General features: G+C 38.9%; 17 protein-coding genes. 7 read left to right on the forward strand and 10 right to left on the reverse strand.

What is annotated here, in order from left to right; all coding sequences use genetic code 11:
- Positions 1-43: 43 nt before the first annotated feature.
- The gene (locus D172_RS05265) at positions 44-2,179 is read right to left on the reverse strand and encodes a M3 family metallopeptidase (protein ID WP_007376882.1); all 2,136 of its coding nucleotides are present in this window, start codon (positions 2,177-2,179) and stop codon (positions 44-46) included.
- Between the two features lie 697 nt (positions 2,180-2,876).
- Between D172_RS05265 and D172_RS05270 the strand changes: the two genes are divergently transcribed.
- From D172_RS05270 to yegD, 6 genes are all read left to right on the forward strand, one after another.
- Positions 2,877-3,740 carry a mechanosensitive ion channel family protein gene (locus D172_RS05270; RefSeq protein ID WP_007376883.1) on the forward strand — a complete coding sequence of 288 codons (864 nt, stop codon included), beginning with the start codon at positions 2,877-2,879 and terminating at the stop codon, positions 3,738-3,740.
- Between the two features lie 440 nt (positions 3,741-4,180).
- Positions 4,181-6,463, forward strand: a complete 2,283-nt coding sequence (locus D172_RS05275; RefSeq protein ID WP_007376884.1) for a TonB-dependent receptor — start codon at positions 4,181-4,183, stop codon at positions 6,461-6,463.
- 105 nt (positions 6,464-6,568) lie between these two features.
- On the forward strand, positions 6,569-6,868 hold the full coding sequence (locus D172_RS05280; RefSeq protein WP_007376885.1) for a hypothetical protein: 300 nt from the start codon (positions 6,569-6,571) through the stop codon (positions 6,866-6,868).
- A gap of 238 nt (positions 6,869-7,106) precedes the next feature.
- Positions 7,107-7,763: an HAD family hydrolase gene (locus tag D172_RS05285; protein ID WP_007376886.1), complete on the forward strand. Its 657-nt coding sequence runs from the start codon at positions 7,107-7,109 to the stop codon at positions 7,761-7,763.
- 33 nt (positions 7,764-7,796) lie between these two features.
- Entirely contained in the window at positions 7,797-8,639 is an 843-nt protein-coding gene (locus tag D172_RS05290) for a DNA ligase (protein ID WP_007376887.1), read from the forward strand.
- Between the two features lie 62 nt (positions 8,640-8,701).
- Entirely contained in the window at positions 8,702-10,066 is a 1,365-nt protein-coding gene (gene yegD / locus D172_RS05295; protein ID WP_007376888.1) for a molecular chaperone, read from the forward strand.
- 19 nt (positions 10,067-10,085) lie between these two features.
- Here the strand turns inward: yegD and D172_RS05300 are convergent, their stop codons facing one another.
- The 3 genes from D172_RS05300 to D172_RS05310 form a co-directional block, all read right to left on the reverse strand.
- Positions 10,086-10,550 (reverse strand): methylglyoxal synthase, encoded by a 465-nt coding sequence (locus D172_RS05300; RefSeq protein ID WP_002958191.1) that lies wholly within the window; start codon positions 10,548-10,550, stop codon positions 10,086-10,088.
- Between the two features lie 66 nt (positions 10,551-10,616).
- On the reverse strand, positions 10,617-11,261 hold the full coding sequence (locus D172_RS05305; RefSeq protein WP_007376889.1) for a LysE family translocator: 645 nt from the start codon (positions 11,259-11,261) through the stop codon (positions 10,617-10,619).
- Entirely contained in the window at positions 11,258-12,457 is a 1,200-nt protein-coding gene (locus D172_RS05310) for a multidrug effflux MFS transporter (RefSeq protein WP_007376890.1), read from the reverse strand. Before D172_RS05310 ends, D172_RS05305 begins: the two co-directional genes overlap by 4 nt.
- A 183-nt stretch (positions 12,458-12,640) precedes the next feature.
- Between D172_RS05310 and D172_RS05315 the strand changes: the two genes are divergently transcribed.
- A complete protein-coding gene (locus tag D172_RS05315) occupies positions 12,641-13,114 on the forward strand; it encodes a hotdog fold domain-containing protein (protein ID WP_007376891.1) in 474 nt (157 codons plus the stop codon).
- Between the two features lie 21 nt (positions 13,115-13,135).
- Here the strand turns inward: D172_RS05315 and D172_RS05320 are convergent, their stop codons facing one another.
- The 6 genes from D172_RS05320 to D172_RS05345 form a co-directional block, all read right to left on the reverse strand.
- Positions 13,136-13,618, reverse strand: a complete 483-nt coding sequence (locus D172_RS05320; protein WP_007376892.1) for a bactofilin family protein — start codon at positions 13,616-13,618, stop codon at positions 13,136-13,138.
- Complete coding sequence (locus D172_RS05325) at positions 13,608-14,771, reverse strand: M23 family metallopeptidase (protein ID WP_007376893.1); 1,164 nt, start codon at positions 14,769-14,771, stop codon at positions 13,608-13,610. Before D172_RS05325 ends, D172_RS05320 begins: the two co-directional genes overlap by 11 nt.
- Before the next feature lie 135 nt (positions 14,772-14,906).
- Positions 14,907-16,220: a fumarylacetoacetase gene (gene fahA, locus D172_RS05330; protein WP_007376894.1), complete on the reverse strand. Its 1,314-nt coding sequence runs from the start codon at positions 16,218-16,220 to the stop codon at positions 14,907-14,909.
- 136 nt (positions 16,221-16,356) lie between these two features.
- Entirely contained in the window at positions 16,357-17,403 is a 1,047-nt protein-coding gene (gene hppD, locus D172_RS05335; protein WP_002958202.1) for a 4-hydroxyphenylpyruvate dioxygenase, read from the reverse strand.
- 303 nt (positions 17,404-17,706) lie between these two features.
- Positions 17,707-20,454 (reverse strand): metallophosphoesterase, encoded by a 2,748-nt coding sequence (locus D172_RS05340; RefSeq protein WP_007376895.1) that lies wholly within the window; start codon positions 20,452-20,454, stop codon positions 17,707-17,709.
- Positions 20,455-20,592: 138 nt separating this feature from the next.
- Positions 20,593-22,086 (reverse strand): peptide MFS transporter, encoded by a 1,494-nt coding sequence (locus D172_RS05345; protein ID WP_007376896.1) that lies wholly within the window; start codon positions 22,084-22,086, stop codon positions 20,593-20,595.
- Positions 22,087-22,135: the final 49 nt, after the last annotated feature.

The following is a 22,135-nucleotide window of genomic DNA, read 5'->3' on the forward strand; positions in this document are numbered from 1 at the left end:
CAAGCGGGCTTTTATAAAAGGTGAGCTTAATAAATTAAGTTATTTACTCAACTAAACCACGGCGCTTAAGTAATGCGTCGGTAGTTGGTTTTTGACCTCTAAACTCAATGTAGCTTTGCATTAAGTCGCGGCTGTTACCTTTTGATAGGATTTCTTTACGGAACTTGTCACCATTTTTACGTGTTAAGCCGCCGTTGTTTTCCATATGTGCAAAGGCATCTGCTGCAAACACTTCAGTCCATAGGTACGCGTAGTAACCTGCTGAATAACCACCTGCAAATGTGTGGCTAAAGAAGTTTGATTTGTAACGCGGTGGAACAGGGTAGTAAGCAATACCGTGTTTTTCTAGCGCGTCTTGTTCAAACTTTTGAACATCAGTAATTTTTTCATCAGAACCAAATGAATGCCATTCCATATCAAGTAGTGCAGCGGCTAAATATTCAGTAGTGCCGTAACCTTGGTTGAATTTTTGCGATTCAAGTACTTTATCAAGTAAAGCTTGTGGAATTGGCTCACCTGTTTTGTAATGCTTAGCGTAGTTAGCAAGTACCGTTGGTTCAATCATCCAATCTTCATTTGCTTGCGACGGAAATTCAACAAAGTCACGCGCCGTTGCAGTACCCGCTAAGCTTGGGTATTTAACATCTGAGAATAAACCGTGTGCAGCATGACCAAATTCATGGAACATAGTAGACACTTCGTCAAACGTCATTAGCGTAGGTTCACCTGCAGCAGGTTTTGGAATGTTCTGCGCATTGTAAATAACTGGTTTAGTACCTTTTAAGCCACTTTCGCTTACGTATGCACTCATCCATGCACCGCCACGTTTACCTTCACGTGCATATGGGTCTAAGTAAAATAAGCCGATAGCACTGTTATCAGCGTTAAATACTTCGTATACAGTTACATCTTCATGATAAACGGGAAGATCTTTACGTTCTTTAAACGTAATGCCATATAGTTTATTCATCGCGAAGAATAAACCGTCGTGAATTACCGACTGCATTTCAAAGTATGGCTTAACAAGTGCTGGGTCTAAGTTGTATTTTTCTGCACGTACTTTTTCAGCATAAAAAGTCCAATCCCATGGTTTAAGCTCAAAGCTTTCGCCTGAATCGTTAATCACTTTTTGAATAGCGGCTGCTTCTATTTTGGCTTTTTCAACTGCTTTTGGCGCAAGGTCGTCTAGAATGCCATATACATTGTCAGTTGTTTGCGCCATACGCGATGTCATTACATAAGAAGCCCAATCCTTATAACCTAAAAGCTCTGCTTTTTGAGCGCGTAGGTTGGTTTCTTTAATTATGATAGGGCCGTTAGTTTTTGCAGCACGATTTGCAGAAGCTTTAAAAATTTGCTCACGCAGGTCGCGGTTTTCAAGGCTGCTTAAAATAGGCTGTTGCGTTGTATTTACTAACGTGATCATGTAACCGTCTTTACCCGCCTTTTTAGCAGAAGCTGCAAGACCTGCAATTTCACCTTCAGAAAGACCGGCTAATTTGCTTTTATCAGTAACGACAATGACGTCTTCTTTATATGATTTTAAAATGTTTTGTGAAAACGCGGTCGACAGTTGAGCTAGCTCTGAGTTAATTTCACGCATTTTAGCTTTTTCAGCGTCATTTAACTTAGCACCTGCTTTTACAAACTGCTTATAGTAAAAGTCAACTAGACGTTGATCTTCAGCATTTAATTTATCTTGATTGTCATAAATTGTTTGTACGCGCTTAAATAATGCACCGTTTAAGTAAATGTCGTCTGAGTGAGCTGATAATACCGGCGCCATTTTTTCATCAATGCGCTGGTATTCGTCATCTGAAATTAAACCCGATAAGTTGTAAAAAGCAGCCGATACGCGGTTCAATAACTCGCCTGATAGCTCCATTTTAACTAATGTATTTTCAAATGTTGCAGGTTTTGGGTTATTAGCAATAGCTTCAATTTGCGCTGTGTGCTGTGCAATACCAGCATCAAACGCTGCTTCGTAGTCTTTTGTGCCAAATTTATCAAATTCTGGCGCCATATATTGCAATGGGCTTGGTTTAAATAAAACATTGTTTGCGTTCATGTCTTGCACTTGTGCTGCGCCTTCTTCTGCCGTTTTTGTTGTTTCATCTGATGAACAGGCCGATAGTATTAGGGCACTAGCAATAGTAGTGGCGATCAGTGTCTTACGCATAATAACTCCATAGAAAGATTAGCCGGAATAGGCTTTATGAGTTTAAAAACCCAGTTAACTTACCAAATTCTGATTTATATACAATAAAGTTTATCGATATTAAGCGGGATTTGAACGCAAATTAGCTAATAACAGGCATTTAGGTAGGTAAATACAGCTCTAAAACATCGTTTTAACTACAGTGAGTATCAAAGAGGCGCTGTTTATACATTTACTCTTGCTATGCAAGTAGACACCCTATTTTATTGCGATGCTCTAAAATGTAGGTTAGGGCGTGTGAACTTTGGTGGTTGAACTTGCATCAGTATGTTTGGTTTTTAGGCAAGGCAGAGCCTATGAAGTGCGGTTATTCCCCATAAATAGGCGATAACGTAGCACAAAGACCAAGCATGCGCTGCCCGTCGGGTTATTTCTAAGGACGATTAACTCTTTGTTGCTTACAGGATGTAGATAAGGGGCGTGAGCAGGATGCGGAAGCTTTGCTCGGTTTTTACTGAGCCCACTAGGTTACAAACCTCGCGCCACTTTTTAATAACTAGAGGGGACTTGCTGCAGTAGGAGTTAAATCAGTGCATATTGAACTTATTAACAGTGTGTTTAAGTTATATTATGACGTGCTAAACTCACCCAACACTGAATCACTTTCACTCTATAGCGATTTAACTTTAAAGCGCTCCTTGCTTGTATTGGAAAATAAATGACGTTAGAACACATAAACCAAATTCTTGCCTTTGTTGTATTTAGTTACAGCGATGTACATATTACCGTTGCAAAAATCATTAAAGTACCTTTAATACTTTTCGCTATTTGGTTTGTTGTTACGCGTATTGGTAAGTTGATAAAAAAAACCTTACTAGCAAAAAAGTTAAGCCAAGACGCGGTGCATTTATTCACTCGTATCTACTTTATTATAAGCATTGCTATTTTAGTTTTTACGTCCTTAGAAGTGCTTAGTATCCCCGTTACTGCATTTGCATTCGTATCGGGCGCTATTGCTATTGGCGTTGGTTTTGGTGCACAAAATATTATCAACAACTTTATAAGTGGTTGGATACTTATGTGGGAGCGACCAATTCGTATTGGTGACTTTTTAGAAGTAGGTAATGCAAAAGGTGTGGTAGAAACAATAAATACACGTTCAACACGTATACGCCGAAACGATGGTGTGCATATGCTGATACCCAATAGCCAGCTATTAGAAAATACAGTAACTAACTGGACACTAATTGATGGTAATGCGCGTTCAGCGGTGAGCGTTGGTGTTGCATACGGATCGGACGTACTGCTGGTTAAAAAGCTAATTCAGCAAGTACTTGATGACCATGAAGCTATATTGGCTAATCCAAAGTCGTCAGTACTATTTGATGACTTTGCAGATAGCTCACTTGTATTTAACGCTATTTTTTGGGTGTGCGCAGAGTCGGAGACTATGCTTAGAAAAGTACGCAGTGATATTCGCTTTAGTATTTACGCTGTATTTGAAGAGCATGATGTAGTGATTGCTTTCCCGCAGCGTGATATTCATATAGATGGTGAAATTGCACTTAAGCGTATCAAATAAAAAACATTCAGTTATCTGAGTCCATAAAAAATAAAGCTGCCGTGTGCAGCTTTTTTATTTTCAAACTATGTTCGTGTTTTTTCATTTTTGTTTAAAAAGTGCAAATGGCTACTTTGTTTGGTGTTTTTTTATAAGGACATATGTCCTTATTTGTTGTGTTTTATGCCTTTAAATGTATAAAAATGGCATAACGTGTAGTTAAATGTTGCAAAAGAGTTTACTTTTTTGCTCATCTTTTTGCAGTAAAATTATTACGTGGTGGTATAATATCGATCGTTCGTTCAGCCTTATAACATCGTTTTTGTACTCTCGATAATAAGGTCCGCGCAGCCTATAGCAAGACGCGAAAAATTGGTCGAACCCGCAATCTACCTCCATGGTATAAATTGCGCAACACATAAACCGTTGAATAAGAGTGCACACAAAAGGTTAAACCCAACATGAAAGCAATGAAACGATCTACGTTAGCAACCCTAATTAACGCAACGTTGTTCTCTGCAGTAGCAGGTACTTCATTTTCTTCTTTAGCTGCGCAAGAAACAGCTAAAAAAAGCAACCAATTAGAAGTTATTCAAGTAACCGCTCGTAAACGTGTCGAAAACGCTCAAGAAGTACCCGTGGCAGTATCTGCATTACAAGGTGATAACCTTGATGTGTATAGCTCTGCTGGTATGGATATTCGCTTTATGAATGCGAAAATTCCAAGTTTAGCGATTGAGTCTTCTTATGGCCGTACATTTCCACGTTTTTATGTTCGTGGTTTAGGCAATACCGACTTTGATTTAAATGCATCACAACCTGTGTCACTGGTTGTTGACGATATCGTTCAAGAAAATGCGATTCTAAAAGGTTTCCCTGTATTTGATGTTGAGCGCGTAGAGGTTTTACGTGGTCCGCAAGGTACATTGTTTGGTCGTAATACGCCGGCTGGCCTTGTTAAGTTTGATTCAGTTAAGCCAAGCCAAGAATTTGAAGGTTTTAGCTCAGTATCATATGGCACAGACAGTGCCGTTGATTTTAGAGGTGCTGTAGGCGGTGGCTTAACGGATAACCTTTCTGCACGTGTTTCTGTTTTATGGCAAGATAAAGATAATTTTATTGATAACCGTGCACCAGGTTTTGAACAAGACGATGTATTAGGTGGTTACACTGATAGAGCTGCACGTGTTCAATTCTTATATGAAAAAGATGATTTTTCAGCCTTACTTAATTATCACGTACGTAATATGGATGGCACACCTATTCCATTTCGTGCGAATGCAATTAAAAGTGGCACTAACGATCTAGTTGATGACTTTGATTATAAAGTTGTTTACCACGATGCAGCAGCACGTGAAAAGCAAACTGTTGATGCACAAGGTTTAAGCTTAAAGCTAGAATATGATTTTAATGATTATACAATTACTTCAATTTCAGGTTGGGAAAGCGCAGAAGTAAACTCGCGTGGCGATATTGATGGTGGTTATGGTGCTGACTTTTTAGGTGAGTTTCATGGTCCAGGTTCAATTCCATTCCCATCAGAAAGTGAAAGTGGTTTACCAGAACACGACCAATACACGCAAGAATTACGTTTAGCGAGTAACTTTGACGGCGATGTTAATTTTCAAACCGGTTTATTTTATTTTGATGAATCAGTAACGATTGAAAACTTCGGCTATAACACTCTAGCTGGGGGCGCGTTAAACGGTTACGTTAATCAACAGCAAGATACTAAAGCTTGGGCTGTATTTGGTTCTGTAGATTACACTGTTTCTGATGATTTAAAACTAACGGCTGGCCTTCGTTACTCAGACGATGAAAAAGACTTTGAAGCAGTACGTAAAATAGTTAGCGATGACTGCCTAAATAACTTGATACAATGTACAAACGATATCACCCGTACAACTGATGTAAGTGATGATCATGTAAGTTGGGATATTTCAGCGTCTTATAAATTAAATGATGATGTTAATTTATATGCACGAGTTGCAAATACATTCCGCGCTCCTAGTATTCAAGGTCGTATCACGTTCTCTGACGAGGTTACTACAGCTGACTCTGAAACTGTTACTTCATATGAGACAGGTTTCAAATCAGACGTACTTGATGGTCGCGGGCGTGTAAATGCGAGTATTTATTATTTTACTATGGATGATCAGCAATTAACTGCTGTAGGTGGGACTGCAAATACCACAAGTTTGCTCAATGCAGATAAGACAACAGGTTATGGTTTTGAACTTGATACCGAGTGGGTATTAACTGATGAGCTTAATGCCACGTTTAACTTTAGTTATAACAAAACAGAGTTAAAAGATAACAGCATTACCATTCCTGTACCAGATCGTGACACATTGCATATTACTGATACGACAGTGAATGGCAGAGCAATCATTGATGGTAATAGCTTACCTAATGCACCTGAGTTTATTTCTAACATAACACTTCGTTATTCAAAAGAACTAGCCGATGGTAACTTTTACGCTTACACCGATGTATCGTACCGCAGTAAAGTTAACTTCTTCTTATATGAAGCGGTTGAGTTTGAAGGTAAACCGTTAACAGAAGTAGGTGTGCGCGCCGGTTATACTTGGGCTCAGGATGATAATGAATACGAAGTAGCTGTTTTTGCTCGTAACTTATTTGATGAGCAAGTTGCTATTGGTGCAATCGACTTTAATAACAACACAGCAATGGTTAATGAAGAACGCTATGTTGGCGCTGAGTTTAAAGTTAACTTCTTCTAAAGATAACCTTAAATTATATTAATTTTTAAAAGCCTGCCTTGTGCAGGCTTTTATGTTTTTATAAAGCTGGTAAAGTAGCGTTAATTAATTTAAAGAGATAAAAAGATGGCTGGATTTTGGAATTACCGTGTAATTTTTTGTGAAGCAACGAAAGACGAAGCAGCGCAATATCAAATACACGAAGTGGAATATAACTTGAACGGCAAAGTAACTAACTGGTCAGAAACAGGCGCAGCCCCTTTTGGTACAACATTAGATGAATTAAAAGATGACTCAGAGCGTTTAAAAACAGCATTTGAAAAACCTGTACTTAAAGTTATGCGCAAAACGCGTGGCTATGAGCTTGTTGATGTTGATACGGGTGAGGAAGCAACGGGTGAGCCGCCAGCAGGCTTAACGCAATAACTGTATTTATATAAAAGGTGCTTAAGGCGCCTTTTTTTATTGTCAAAATTTAGCTTAGGTTAAATAATACCAATCTGCTTATATATGGGTTCTATTTAACGTTAAGAAAATTACGCTAGAACTAGGCAAAAATTTTTGTATCTAGTTGTTCTAAATAAAAAATTTTTAACGACGTTATAGTGCAATTTAATTCGTTAAATTGATCAAAGATCTATGCAGGTTGGTATAAGGAATGAGGATGACTTTACAAGCAATATTATTTGATATGGATGGCACATTAGTTGATTCAGAAAGTATGCACTTTGTATGCTGGAGTAAACTACTTAAGCCTTACGGTGTTAGTTATTTAGAAAATGATTTTTGTCAGCGCTTTTCGGGACGGCCCACTTTAGAAGCCGCAATCGAAATTAAGCAAGAGCATAACTTATCGGTAAGTGCACAATTTTTAGCAGATGAAAAATACCGTTTATTTGGTGAATATGTAGTAACACATTTACCGCCACTGATGCCATTTACAGAGCAAACGTTGAAAGCTGTAAAAGAGAGTGGCTTAAAAATGGCGCTAGTAACAGGCAGTGCTAAAAGTGAAGCTATGCCAATACTTAAAGGTTTAGGGTTTTATGAGCTGTTTGATACGGTGGTTACAAAAGATGACGTAAGTAATCCTAAACCTGCTGGGGACCCATATTTACTGGCACTTGAGCAGATAAATATACAGGCAGGCAATGCAATTGCTGTTGAGGATACATTTACCGGCGTTACGGCGGCCAACAATGCTTTGTTACGTGTGGTAGCCATTGCCAATAGCCATACTAAAGATCACGATTTTAGCCAAGCTACCTATCAAATGAGCAACTTAGATGAGTTTTGGCAATGGGCGCAATCTCAACTATAGTTTAAGCCAACTTTTACATGCTTGGATGCGCCAATGTTTACTATTAAACACCTGCTTTTAATTGTTATTGTACTTTTTACGCAATGCATAAGTGCAGCACAGCCGTCTGTTTTACTGGCTAAAGTATATGACAAAACTAAGCATTATGATGTAAGTAAGTATTTAGTCAGTGAAAAATATGATGGCGTAAGAGCTATCTGGACCGGCACGGAGTTTTTAACTCGTAAGGGTAATATTATCAATGCGCCAAGTTGGTTTACAGCGCCATTGCCAAATGTATGGCTTGATGGTGAGCTGTGGACTAAACGTGAGCACTTTTCTGCGCTGAGTGGCATAGTCAGAACTAAAAAACCTAATAATCATGATTGGCAAACTATTACTTATAAAGTATTTGATATGCCAGATAAAAATCTGCCTTTTAGCACTCGCTATAAAAACTATAATGAGCTAATTACTAGCCTAAACTTGCCGCACATTAGTGCAGTAGGTCAATATAGCTTTACAAATAATGAGCAGCTTACAGAGTATTTTGAGAACATAACTAAGCAGGGCGGCGAGGGTGTAATGCTTCATTTGGCCAGCGCTAAGCACAGCAATGGAAGAAGTAATGCATTACTAAAATTAAAACCTTATTTAGATGCAGAAGCGGTTGTAATTGCACACTTACCAGGCAAAGGTAAATATCAAGGAATGTTAGGGGCATTAAGGGTAAAAACAGCGCAGGGGCAGGTATTTTCTATTGGTACTGGGTTTAATGATGCACAGCGCTCCATTCCACCGGAAATTGGTAGTACTGTAACGTACCGATTTCATGGCTTAACAAAAAATGGGTTACCGCGTTTTGCTAGTTTTTTACGGGTCAGAGATAGTTTATAACATTTATAAATTTTACAAAGTGTGCTAAATTGCGCGGCCTTTTTGGTAATGTGTGGTGAAGTATGTTTGTAGGTTTTGATTACGGTAGTTCTAATTGTGCTATGGGTGTAATGAGCGAGGGTAATGTTCAATTAGTACCGCTAGAGCAAGGAAAACATTACTTACCGTCTACACTTTACACTCATCACAGTGCGTTGGTTGTTGATTTTGTTGCTAAGCATTTACATGGCACAGCCCATGAGCATGACTTTTTAACGCAGCGCCAAGCATTATTAAATACCTTACCTCGTATTAAGTCAGACCTTGATTTACAACCTTCAGATGAAACCCTATTTATTGGTCGTGAAGCGATTAGCGAGTACGTGCAGTTTCCTGAAGAAGGCTATTTTGTTAAGTCCCCTAAATCATTTTTTGGTGCAACAGGTTTAAAGCAAGGTCAAATTAACTTTTTTGAAGATATCGCAACCGCGATGATCTTAAAAATTAAGCAACGCGCTGAGCGCTCTTTAGGTAAAACACTTACACAAACAGTGATTGGTCGCCCAGTAAACTTCCAAGCTGTGGGTGGCGATCAATCAAATCAACAAGCGGTCGGTATTTTAGAGCGTGCTGCTAAACGTGCTGGTTTTAAAGACGTAGAGTTTTTATATGAGCCACTTGCTGCGGGTATCGATTACGAGAGTGATTTAACTCAGGATCAAAAAGTACTCGTTATTGATATTGGTGGTGGTACAAGTGACTGCTCATTTGTACAAATGGGCCCAAGCTTTAGAGGAAATAGCCAGCGCGATAGCGATTTTTTATCTCACAGTGGTAAACGTGTTGGCGGAAATGATTTAGATATTGCTTTGAGCTTTCATGGTTTAATGCCGTTATTGGGTTTAGGCAGTACGTTTAAATCGGGTTTGCCTTTGCCTAATCAAGCGTTTTGGCAAGCGTGTAAAATTAACGATGTAAACTTACAAAGCCAATTTTATAGTGAAAGCCATACCCGAGAGCTAAATGCACAATTACGTGATGTAAGTGCGCCTGAGCTTTATAAGCGTTTAATACATTTACAGCAAAACAAGCAAGGCCATCAATTAGTGCAACAAGGTGAAGCGGCTAAAATAGCACTTTCATCAGCTAGTGCGTTTGATTGTGATTTAAGCTTTTTAGATAGTGGACTGAATAAAAATGTATCTGTAAGCGATTTAGCTGTTGCCGTTGAGAGTAGTATTAGCCAAATAGTTACTTTAGCAAAACAAGCAATCAGCGACGCTGCGACCACGCCAGACATTATTTACTTAACAGGCGGTAGTGCACAATCACCATTGATTAAAGCGGCTTTAAGTGAGCACTTAGGCGATATAAAAATGGTTAACGGGGATCACTTTGGTAGTGTAACCGCTGGCCTGACTAAATGGGCCAGCATGCTTTATAAATAACCTAGATTACAATTGAGGTTTAAAGATCTATTTGTCGGGTTGCGAGGTATTTTTCGTAATCTGGCAATGTACGTTCAAGCTCTACGTCCATAAGCGGTGAGCTTAATAACATATCTGCACTCACTTCATTACACGCCACCGGAATATTCCAAACAGCTGCTAAACGCAGTAGTGCTTTAACATCAGGGTCATGAGGCTGTGATGCTAATGGGTCCCAAAAAAATATTAAAACATGTATCTCATGTTCTGCTATTTTAGCGCCAAGTTGTTGATCGCCGCCCATAGGACCACTTAAAAGCTGAACTACATCAAGCCCCGTCGTTTTTTGAATTAAATGCCCCGTAGTACCTGTGCCATATAAAGTGTGCTTACTTAGTATTTCTTTGTGTTTTTCACACCATAATTTTAATGCTGCTTTTTTACCGTCGTGCGCCACTAAAGCAATATTTTTTTGTGCGGGAAGAGATTGTGTTTTTTGTTCCATGCTAATTCTTTTTATTGATGAACCTAAACTCGGAAGAATGAACCTCTTAACCAAAGTGCAGGTTAGTTAAAATAATAGATTGATAGCAAGGGCAATAAATACAATGCCAGTGATCCTATCAATCCAAAGTTGGCTATTTGGGTTACGTCTAAAAAACTGTGCAATTTTGTCGCCAAAATAAATATACGTGCAGTCAATTGGAAAAGCAAAAAGAGGGTAAAGTAAGCCAAAAAAAGCGAGCTGAAAAGTAGCCGATGAAAGCGTTGGATCTACAAATTGCGGAATAAATGCAATAAAGAATAATGCTACTTTAGGGTTTAGTACTTCAGTCATCATGGCCTGAAACATGACATTACTTTTTTTACTGGTACTTATATGCGGTTTATCGGTTTGCTTGCCCTCAGGTGTCTGCTCTGGCTGCTTTAGCGTGCCTTTAATCATCATAAACCCTAAATAGCATAAGTATGCTGCGCCTGCGTATTGCACTGCGGCATAAGCACTAGGAGAGGCTTTTAGTACTGCGCTTAGGCCTACAACAGCAAATAGCGTATGAATAACTCCACCTAATGCAAAACCAAATGCACTTTGCATACCAGCGCCTCGACCATTAGCAAATGTTTGCGCCATCAAAAATGCATTTGATGGCCCTGGCGCTACTGCCATTAAAAAGCTGGCTAATAAAAATGAGATTAGAAAGTCAGGATTGATCATTGAGTACTTTTAGCTGGGTGTAAAGTATGGGCTTTTTTGCTCATTAAAATAAACCAAAGCGGAGCTAGTAATAATAAGTGAAAAGCAATTAGCCATGGTGTGCTTAGCCCTAAATACTGGGTCAATACTACCAATATGCTAGCGCCACTCATTTGCATAGCACCGAGTAATGCAGAGGCTGTGCCTGCTTGTTTAGGAAAGCTAGACAGAGACATTCCTGCTGCAGAGCCTAAACTTAAAGCAAACCCTAATGCAGCAATTAAGATAGGTAACATAAGCGCAAATGCTGTTTCTATACCGCTAAGGGCTAACATTAAAATGCCTGAAAAAACCAGTACACTCACACCGACACGCAAAGCACGTTGGCTATTTCGTTTAATGTAGGTTGGTAAAATAAAACTTGCGACAATACTTATTACGGCATTTAACGTAAACCAAAAAGTAAAGTCGGCTACGGTGCCGCCTAAATGTGTAATAAGCCAGCCTGGAGCGAGCGTTACATACACTAATATGGCCGACATTGAGACCATACAAATTAGGCTATTAAACAAAAATACCGGTGTTTTAATAATCGGTGTAAAGCGACGTAAATCTAAAATATGCCCTTGATAATGACTATCAGCAGGGCGAGTTTCTCTAAAAAAGAATAGCGTAACAATAAGGCCCAAAATGGCAAACGCGGTTAAAAACATAAAGTTCATACGCCAGCCAAACTGTACGGTAAGCCAAGCCCCTAAAATAGGTGCCATTGCCGGAATGAAACACACAATCCCGTTAAGGTAGGTGATCATCTGACCGCTTCGTTCACTACCATATTTATCACGCACTATCGCAAATGCGACAACAAACGTGGCACAGGCTCCAATTCCCTGAAAAGCACGTGCTATCAGCAATATCTCAAAAGAAGGCGAGTAGTATGCGAGTAATGCAGAGCTTGCATACAAACTAATACCCACTACTGCCACTGGTTTTCGGCCAAATCTATCAGCCAAAGGGCCCGCAATTAATTGGCCTAGACCTACTGTTAGCATAAAAATAGCAACGGTTTGCTGTACTTGTTGTTCAGTAACTGCAAATTGTTCTGCAATAGTTGGAAAAGCAGGTAGGTAAATATCGATTGCCATAGGGCAAAATATAACGAGTAACGCTAAGATAAGTAACAAGGTCATATTAGGTTTAGCGGGCTGTGTTTGCATTGAGTCTCCTTTTGTCGAGTATTTTAGGTGGGCACTCATAAAAAAGAAAGGGCTTATGACCCCTGCATAGGCTGTCATTCTTACTTTTTGATTGGATTAAGCTAAAAAGCCAGCATAAATGCACTTTTTAAAACTGGTCTGATGTGTTAATTTTAAAAAAGTAACTGTTGATGGAAAATAATAATGAGTAATAAATCTGCACTTGTACAAATATGGCATAAATTTAAGCGCCTACCTTTTGGGAATTGGCTTTTTACTAAAGCTGTTTGCTTTAAAGCGCCATATTTTGGTTCGATGAAACCTTACGTACTCGATTTGAGAGAGGGCCATTGTAGTGCGGTGGTTAAAAATCGTCGCAGCGTTCATAATCATATTGGAACTATTCATGCTATTGCGCAGTGTAATTTAGCTGAACTGTGTGCAGGTGTAATGGTTGATGCAACAGTGCCAGTTAAAACGCATCGTTGGATCCCAAAAGGAATGACAGTGCAGTATTTAGCTAAAGTAGACACAGATGTACGAGCTGTCGCTGAAATTGATTTACCACATAAGTGGACTGATAAAGAGGACCTAGTAGTACCGGTTAAACTTTATAATACCCGCGATGAACTCGTATTCACCGCTGATATTACTATGTATATCACTGAAAAAAAATAATGGACAGTCAACTGAGTTGATTTAGTTTTTATCTGTGGCTTGTTTATTTACAAACGACAAGCCGCTGTCGTCTTCCTCTAACAACATTTTAACTTCACTGACTGGTTTTAATTCTTCACTAATAAGCTCAATTGCATCTTTTTCAAAACGTTGCTTTAAACTACCTTCAATAATCGCACCGGCATCTATGCTTAAGGTATCGTGGAATACATCGCCATGAACATGTGCGCGGCTTTTAACATTTACTTCACTGGCGTTTATTGAGCCAATAACTTTGCCTTTTACAATTACATTTTGTGCTTCAACCATGCCTTCAATAATACCTGTTGAGCCAATAACTAAATGTTTTACTTTAATATCACCATCAATACGACCATCTAATTGTACTTCACCTTGGCTAACTAAGGTGCCTGTGAGACGAACATCTTGTGAAATAATAGAGGGAGTGTTATTTACTCTTTTTAAACTAGAGCTTCCTGGTTTTTGTTTCTTTCTACCGAACATGAGAAAGCGCCTTTGTTATTTTTAGAGGATTAACATGTTTGCCATCAAGTAATACTTCATAATGCAAGTGAGTACTGGTACTTCTACCGGTGCTCCCCATTAAACCTATTACATCATTTTTAGTAATTAGTTGACCTTTCTTCACTTTAATCTTATTTAAGTGGCCAAAACGAGTCACAAGGCCATTTTTATGTTCAAGCTCAATAAAGTTACCGTAACCACCGTTGCGGCCGGCTCTGAGAACTATAGCGTCAGCAGGGGCAAAAATTTCGGTTTTATGCCAACCAGCTAAATCGACTCCTTTATGAAAGGCTCGACGATTATTCATCGGATCTTTACGAAGACCAAAACTACTTGAAATGTAATATTTTGCAGCAGGCAAAGGTAAAGAATTCGGAAGCTCTGTTAAAAAGCTTTCAAGGTTATTTAATAAGAGTAGTTTATCGGCAATAAGTAAAAATTGGGTCGGAATTTTTGTTTCATCAAAAACATCAAGTGGGCCACCTTGTGCTGTTTTTTGTTCGCTTAGTGCCAAATGTTGTTTAAGTGCCGATTCAAGCCCTGCGCCTTTAAGCATTGCTAAAATATCGTCGTGTCGTTTATTTATTTGGCTATCAAGTAATGCAAAGTTTTTTTGATAAGCTTGTGCTAAATGTTGGTATCTTGCTGAAAAAGTAAGCGGGGTAACTAAGTTCACTTGCTTATTGTTTGGCTCTTCATCAAGTAGTGGAGCATGAAATTCTTCTTTTCGTTCACTAATTGGTGACTCGAGATTACTATCAAGCTGTATTGAATCTTTGCTAATCGAGGCTGGTAATGACTCTATCATGCTTTGCAATAAAGCCTGTTTTTGTTCAAGAATAGCCAGCTGTTCTAACTGATTTGTATAAAGTGCATTTTGTTCGCTGACTTTTTTCTGCCAAAGTAGTTGTTTATTCAATTGGTTTTGCTGGATGTTGGAAATTTTGTTCGTTTGTGAATAAACACGTAATGTAGAAATACTGATCCAAGCTAAAGTAGCAAAAACAAGTACTGCAACAGTAAGCTGAACCCAAGACGCCAAAACAACATGCTTAACTTCACCATTTTGGCGAATAAGTAACTGACGGGCTGGAAATGTTTTTTGATAAAAAGACTTTATAAATACTGACATGGCATATAAACATTGGCTATTAACCGAATTAAGATAGCAATTTGAGTTAAAAAAGCCAGAGAAAAATTGTAACTGTTCAAAAATTAATAAAAAAGGGCTGCTTTTAGTAAGCAGCCCTTTTATTTAATACTCGTATTATTTTGTAGGCAGAACTGTACTCTCTACAGAGCCAAAACCTATACGTGCATAGCCTTCTTTTTCACACCAGCCACGCATAATAACGTTATCGCCATCTTCTAAAAAGCTGCGTTGTTCGCCATTACTTAGCGTAATTTTTTCTTTGCCACCACGAGAAAGCTCAAGTAATGAACCTGCTTCTTCGTGCGTTGGACCTGACTGAGTGCCCGAACCTAGCATGTCACCTGGCATAAAGTTACAGCCATTTACTGTGTGATGAGTAACCATTTGTGCCACAGTCCAGTAAGAGTGCTTAAAGCTAGATGTTGATACGCGCGTTGGGTTATGGCCTTCGCTACGCATTTTTTGCGTTTGAATTTTAACATCCATTTGAATATCAAAAGCACCTTGGTCGCGATTCGCTTTTGATTCTAAATAGTCCATAGGCTGTGGATCGTTTTCATCACGTGTCCAACTTGTTCTATAAGGTGCTAATGCTTCGGTTGTTACAATCCAAGGCGATACCGTTGAGGCAAAGTTCTTAGCTAAAAATGGACCAAGCGGTTGGTATTCCCACGCTTGCAAGTCACGTGCTGACCAATCGTTAAATACACAAAAGCCAAATACATGGTTTTCAGCATTTTCGATAGCGATTGCATCGCCCAGTGCATTGCCTTTACCTAAGTAAATACCCAGCTCTAGTTCGTAATCAAGGCGTTTACAAGGACCGAATGATGGCACTTCTGCATCAGGAGCTTTAGTTTGGCCTTTAGGGCGATGAAATGTTTGACCCGATACGTCAATAGATGAAGAGCGACCATGATAACCAATAGGTACCCATTTATAGTTAGGTAGTAATGGGTTATCAGGGCGAAATAAACTACCCACAGCAGTAGCATGATAAATAGAAGTGTAAAAGTCGGTGTAATCACCGATACGACAAGGCAAAGAAAACTCTATATCAGACTGTGCAACCAATGTATCGCTAAGCGCTTGTTGGTGCTCAGAGCCTGCTCTTAGTGCTTTTGAAAGCGCTAAACGAAGAGCTGACCAATACTGCAACCCTAAACCCATAAATGTATTTAAGGTTGCTTCACTTGCTGCATCTGCGGCTGTTTTAGCGTCACCTGTTAAAACGTTTAATTTATTTAGTTTTGCTAAATCGATTACTTGGTCACCAATTGCAACACCACCACGAAAGGCCTCATCAGACCCTTTACGACGAAATTCTGCAAACGGTAAGTTTTGAATCGGGAAGTCGCAATTATCAACATTAGCTGATTCTACCCAGCTGGTTAAATTAATATCGTGGGTTTCGTTAATTAGGCTCATTACATTTCCTTTGGATTTTACTGTATGGCGACAAGGTATAGTTTATTTAATCATACTTGTACTTGGCGCCATACTTTTTAAATATTAAAACGACAAAAAGCAGCGAAGTTCGCTGCTTTTAATTTACTCAAATATTTTATAAAACGCCGCGACGCTCTTGGTCACGTTCGATTGATTCAAATAATGCTTGGAAGTTACCTTCACCAAAGCCACCATCATCAACGCGTTGGATCATTTCTATAAAGATTGGACCAAATAAGTTTTTAGAGAAAATTTGTAATAAATAACAATTTTCACTTTGGCTATCTACGAGTATCTGATGCTCACGAATTTTTTCTTTATCTTCAGCAACCCAAGGTACACGGTCAAAAATAGTATCGTAGTACTCTGGGATAATATCTAAAGTGGCAATTGTTGATTTATCAAGCTTATCAAGAGAGCTTACTAAGTCATCTGTTAAAAACGCTAAATGTTGAACGCCTGGGCCGTTGTACTCACCAAGGTATTCATCAATTTGGTTGTTATCGTTACCTTTACCTTCGTTTATTGGAATAGAGAAGGTGCCGCATGGCGATTTAAGTGCATACGAAATAAGCGCTGTTTTTTGACCTTTAATGTCAAAGTAGCGTACTTCAGTAAAACCAAATACGTCTTTATAAAAGTTAGCCCATTTTTCCATGGTGCCTTTATAAACGTTATTGGTTAAATGATCGATTCGGATAAAGCCTTTATCTTCTACAACATTTTGCGTTTCTAAGTCTTCAAAATCACTTTCGTAAATAGTGCCTTTGTCGCCAAATTGTTCAATAAAGTAAATTAGGCTGTCGCCAATACCATAGATTGCAGGATAAGGCATATTTTTATGCGTTGAGTCGGTCGCTGGTTTTGCACCACGCTCTACTGCTGTTTCAAATGCTTTTTGCGCATTCTCAACACGCCAACCCATTGAACAAATAGCAGGACCATGGCTTTTAGCAAATTCTGCAGAAAAACCTTCACGCTCGTTATTCAGTAAAAAGTGAATATCGTTTTGGTTGTAATAAACAATGTCTTTACCTTTGAATTTTTTAAGCTTAGAGAAGCCAAAATCAGTAAATACTTTATCCATATAATCAGCATCAGGTGTTGCGTACTCGGTAAATTCAATACCGACTAAACCTAAATAGTTATTTACTTCACTCATTATTATTACTCCCGCAATTAAGCACTGCGATTATGTGTTGTTGTCATATTGCAGTAGATAATCAACCAGATTTTTAATTTGGGGAAGAGGAGGGCGCTATTTAGTGTCTAGTGCATGTGTAAATTTTATAGGACGGTTATTATAAAGTTACGTGTTTGTAATACAGTTAAGTAAAATGAAGTTATATGGTATAAATTCAAGTGGGAGTGCTTGTTTTTAAGTTATTGTATTTAAATACTAAAAAGGAGGTTTAACCTGCGTTAAACCCCCTTTTATAATTAATAAGTAAAAGCTTTTTCGTACTTAATTGTTTACACTTTGAGAGGCGTTGCCAAAAAACTTGTTTCGCTGCTCTAGCCATGGGTTAGTTTTTATTGCTGGAGCTGCTTTGTAGTGACGTTCAATTGTTTGGTTTAAAGTACGTGTAGATTGCTCAAATGTTAATTTTTGTTGTGCAGCGCCCATACGCTTAATTTCATCTTGGGTCATAGCACGGCCAGCATAAAGCAATGCATTCAAGTAACCCGCTACGGTTTCAAAATTATTATCGGTAAATAAAAGCACCGTTTTATTGAGTGCCCATTGGCGGTCAATTTCGCCGTCTTCTTTAACGCCAGCTAATTCACCATCAATGTATACTTCAAATACCCCATTTGTAGGTGCTGTGTAGAAAACAAATGCGACACGGTGCCATGCTTCTGCCTGAGTATTACCAAAGTAGCCACTGTCGCTTGTTGATTTACCATAACCACCACTTGGGTCTATAAATATGTCAGCATCGTCATCCAGATAACTGTTTGTTTCTGCTTGCATTATTGCACGATAAATATCTTTGCCTTCTGAAGGCCAATATAAATCCATAACAAGTGTGTAGTCAGATACCATTCCTTCGTTTGCAAAATCACCATTTGCAGGGGTGTTTAATTCAATTAATAAGCCTTCTGTCGGGGAGTGGCGCGAAAATGCCATTACACCCGAAGGGCCGTCAGTTAAATCATCAATATTTAACTGAGTGGTGGTGTTATATTGGGTTTCATCAGTGCCCCAATTGGTTTCATTTGGATCGAAATAGTTAAGTACTGAAGGCCCAAAATCAGCCGCTAACGGATTGTTAGCATCCTCAAAATTCCATATAGTTACATTTGCTACGTTACTGCACGAGTAAAGCTCAGTGTCGGTATCCAAATGTAGGCATTGGCTTGTTCTAAATCGAGCATATTTATCAAGTAGCCACCAAGCTTCGGCTATTGGCTCTATGTTTGAGAATGTCACACTATTAAAAAATAAATCAGGATTTAAAGCCGCGCCTTTAAATAGCGCAACTTCGTAATTATTTGTGGGTTGTATATCTTCAGGTTTAAGTAAAAACCAATCAGGTTGACTGGCAAACATCGCTGCTAAGTCTCTTCCCGATACTGTTACTTTATAGATAGAATTAAACCCAGGCGTATTTGATGGCTGCCTTTCTACATAAAAAGCTTTATGGAAGTCTTCTTGAGTCAGTGTGCCGGGTGTCCAGCGCTTTTGTACTAGTTCAGGGTTAAGTAATGCTGCGCTAATTGTGCTTGAATGTTTTGCGGCTAAGGCAGTTATTTCAGCTAATTGTAAAGTAGTTGGATAATTTTCTGAAATAGTTATTTCTGTTTCAGCGTCAGGAGCATAACGACCCATAATTTCATCAATAGCTTGTTTAGTCGTTTCATCTCGTTCATTAATAGAGTCGGTTTCAATTGTTTTGTAATCAACAACCGGAGATGATTTATCCGCTAAATCAAAATCAAGCGTTAAATCAGTAATCCCTTTAGCATAAAAATCTGGCTGAATAACAATCGCGCCGTTGTCTAGTGTCTCGAAACTTTCACCACCATGCGTGTGGCCGCCAAGCACTAAATCAATGCCTGCGACGTTAGTTGCCATATCAGTATCAAGACCGACACCTAAATGGCTCAGCATGATCATATAATCTACGTCGTCACGATATTGACTAACAATGCTTTGCGCCACTTGTTGCCATTGCCAGCTCATTTTAAATTGTTTTATGAAATCAGGGATTGGTTCATCTTCAATTGGTTCATCAAGTTCATTCCATGGCACAGAAGTCATACCAAACAAACCTAAAGTGACACACCCTACTTGTACTTTTGCAAATCCAACGCCTGCAAAATCTTGTAGTTGCTCACCTTCATACCGTGTATTACTCGCCAGTACGATGGCATTCTCGTCTTGTGAATAACTTAATAGTTTTTCTGGGCCCCATGCGTAATCATGGTTTCCAACAACACGAACATCAAATTGCATCGCTTTAATTGCTTCTTCTGTTGCAGTACCTTGTGATAGTTGCTCTGCGACGGTGCCTTTTTCATAGTCGTCACCACCATTTGTAAATAAGGTATGAGGAGTTTGGCTTGCTACTTGGTTGTAGTAGGCTTTAATACGGCTGAAATATTGCTCTTGGTAGCCAAAGCGAGCATGTAAATCGGCAACATGCACAAACCTCACTGATTGTTTAGTGGCATTCGCATCACAAGTTGGGCCTATATTGGCAAAAGTTTCATTACGCTGCATTTGTATTGCGTAGGTGCCTAATGTGTTCACTTGCGCGCTAACGAAGCCATCTAACACGGTTGAGTTTTCGATTATGTCCCATGTATTGGTTGATAGTTTTGCTATAAAGAGTTGCCCGCCTAATGCATAGTCCACAGGGATTTTTATTGTAATAGTGATGGGGGTAATTAAAGTCAGCGAGTTTGGTGTAAGACTATGTAAATCTGAAACTATATTTTGTTGCTCATTTGCTTCATCTAATAGTGTTTTCTCGTAAGTAAGCTCTGTATTACTAGAAGTCGCACCAGCAGGAGCGGTTAGTATAAAATTACCTTCATCTAATGTCGTGTCTAAACCAGTCGAGCTTGATAATGTGAGTGTACTTGGCTCTGGTTCAACTGGGTTGTTTGGATTGAGTGTAACCTCGTCACTGGAGCCGCCACAAGCTGATAAAAGCATAATTAAAAATGCTAAAATTGTGGCATGTAATATCGTTAACGATTGCATATACAGCTGTTCCCTGAGTCTATTCTCTAATCAATCAGGCTATAATATCAGTTAACAGTGGTGCGGCAAAGTTGAATAAAAAAATCCCTCATAGCGGTTATGAGGGATTGGTTTTTAGCTATATTATTTAAAAAACAATTAAGAAGCTTTTTCTTCTAACCCTTGTTTTTCCCATACTTTAGCTTTAAATGTCATGAGTACTAAAACAACACCAACACCAATGCTAAATAATGCAATTTGTAGGTATAGGTTAGGGATTTCTTCAACATTATTCGGATCGAAATTACCAGCAAGTAAACCTGCGATGATGTTACCGATTGAGTAAGTTAATACAAATACACCCATCATTTGACCAGTGTAACGTTTAGGCGATAGTTTACTTACCGCACTTAATGCTACAGGGCTTAAACAAAGCTCACCTACTGTATGTAAAAAATAGGTAGTAACAAGCCAGTAAGGCGCTACTTTTAAGCCTTCAGCAGCGTAATGAGCCGCCATAAACATAACTAAAAAGCCTGACGCCATGATAATTAAACCAAGCGCACACTTAACGCTGTAGCTAGGTGATACTAGACTTTTAGATAAATTAATCCAAAGCGCTGCAAAAAATGGTGATAGGGCAATAATAAACAGCGAGTTTAAAGATTGAAACCACGTTGTAGGGATTTCAAAAGTACCAATAAGGCGGTCAGTATAATCGCGTGCAAATAAGTTTAATGATGAACCTGCTTGTTCAAAACCAGACCAAAAACATGCTGATGCAATACATACTAAAAATAGCGCCCACATTCTTTGTTTTTCAGCATCAGTTAATTTACCTGTAAAGTAAATAACACCAAAATAAACAAAAAAGATAATAGTGAATACAACAGCTACGTATCCTGCAACCACTGTTGGATTGATTACAATTGCGCCGGTCATTGCCGCTGTAGTCACTGCTGCAGCTATAATTACAAACGCAGCAATACCACCCCATGCGCGGGAAGTACCTTTAGGGCCTAATGGGTTGGCTGGTAAAGCGCTATGCTCTGGCAAGTTATTAAGTGAGCGCTTATATTGCACTAAACCAATAGCCATACCAACAGCTGCTGCGCCAAACGCCCAGTGCCAGCCTACGTTTTCCATAAAGTAACCACAAACGTAGTAACCAATCAAAGAACCTAGGTTAATACCCATGTAGTAAATAGCGTAACCACCATCACGACGTTCGTCGGCATCACTGTATAACTGGCCAACCATTGCGCTGATATTTGGTTTTAATAAACCAGTACCCGTCGCTACAAATATTAAGCCAATAAAAAATGAATAATCATGTGGAACTGCCAAAATAATATGGCCACACATAATAATAATACCGCCATACCAAACCGCTTTTTGACCACCGAATAGTCTATCGGCTAGCCAACCGCCAGGTAAACCTAAAAAGTATACTGCGCCTGTGTATAAACCATATATTGCAGCAGCTGATGCAACGGTAAAGCCAAGGCCTTCTTGTTGTAAGCTTGCCGTCATAAACAATACGAGCATAGCTCGCATACCGTAATAACTCATTCGTTCCCACATTTCAGTGAAGAACAATGTTGAAAGTCCTTTAGGGTGGCCAAACCAGCCACTATCTGGAGCTGAACTCATATTTACTTCCTAACTTTAAGAATTGTTGTAATGGCCTTATAATTTTTTG

Source organism: Pseudoalteromonas sp. Bsw20308, assembly GCF_000310105.2.
Taxonomy (GTDB): domain Bacteria; phylum Pseudomonadota; class Gammaproteobacteria; order Enterobacterales; family Alteromonadaceae; genus Pseudoalteromonas; species Pseudoalteromonas fuliginea.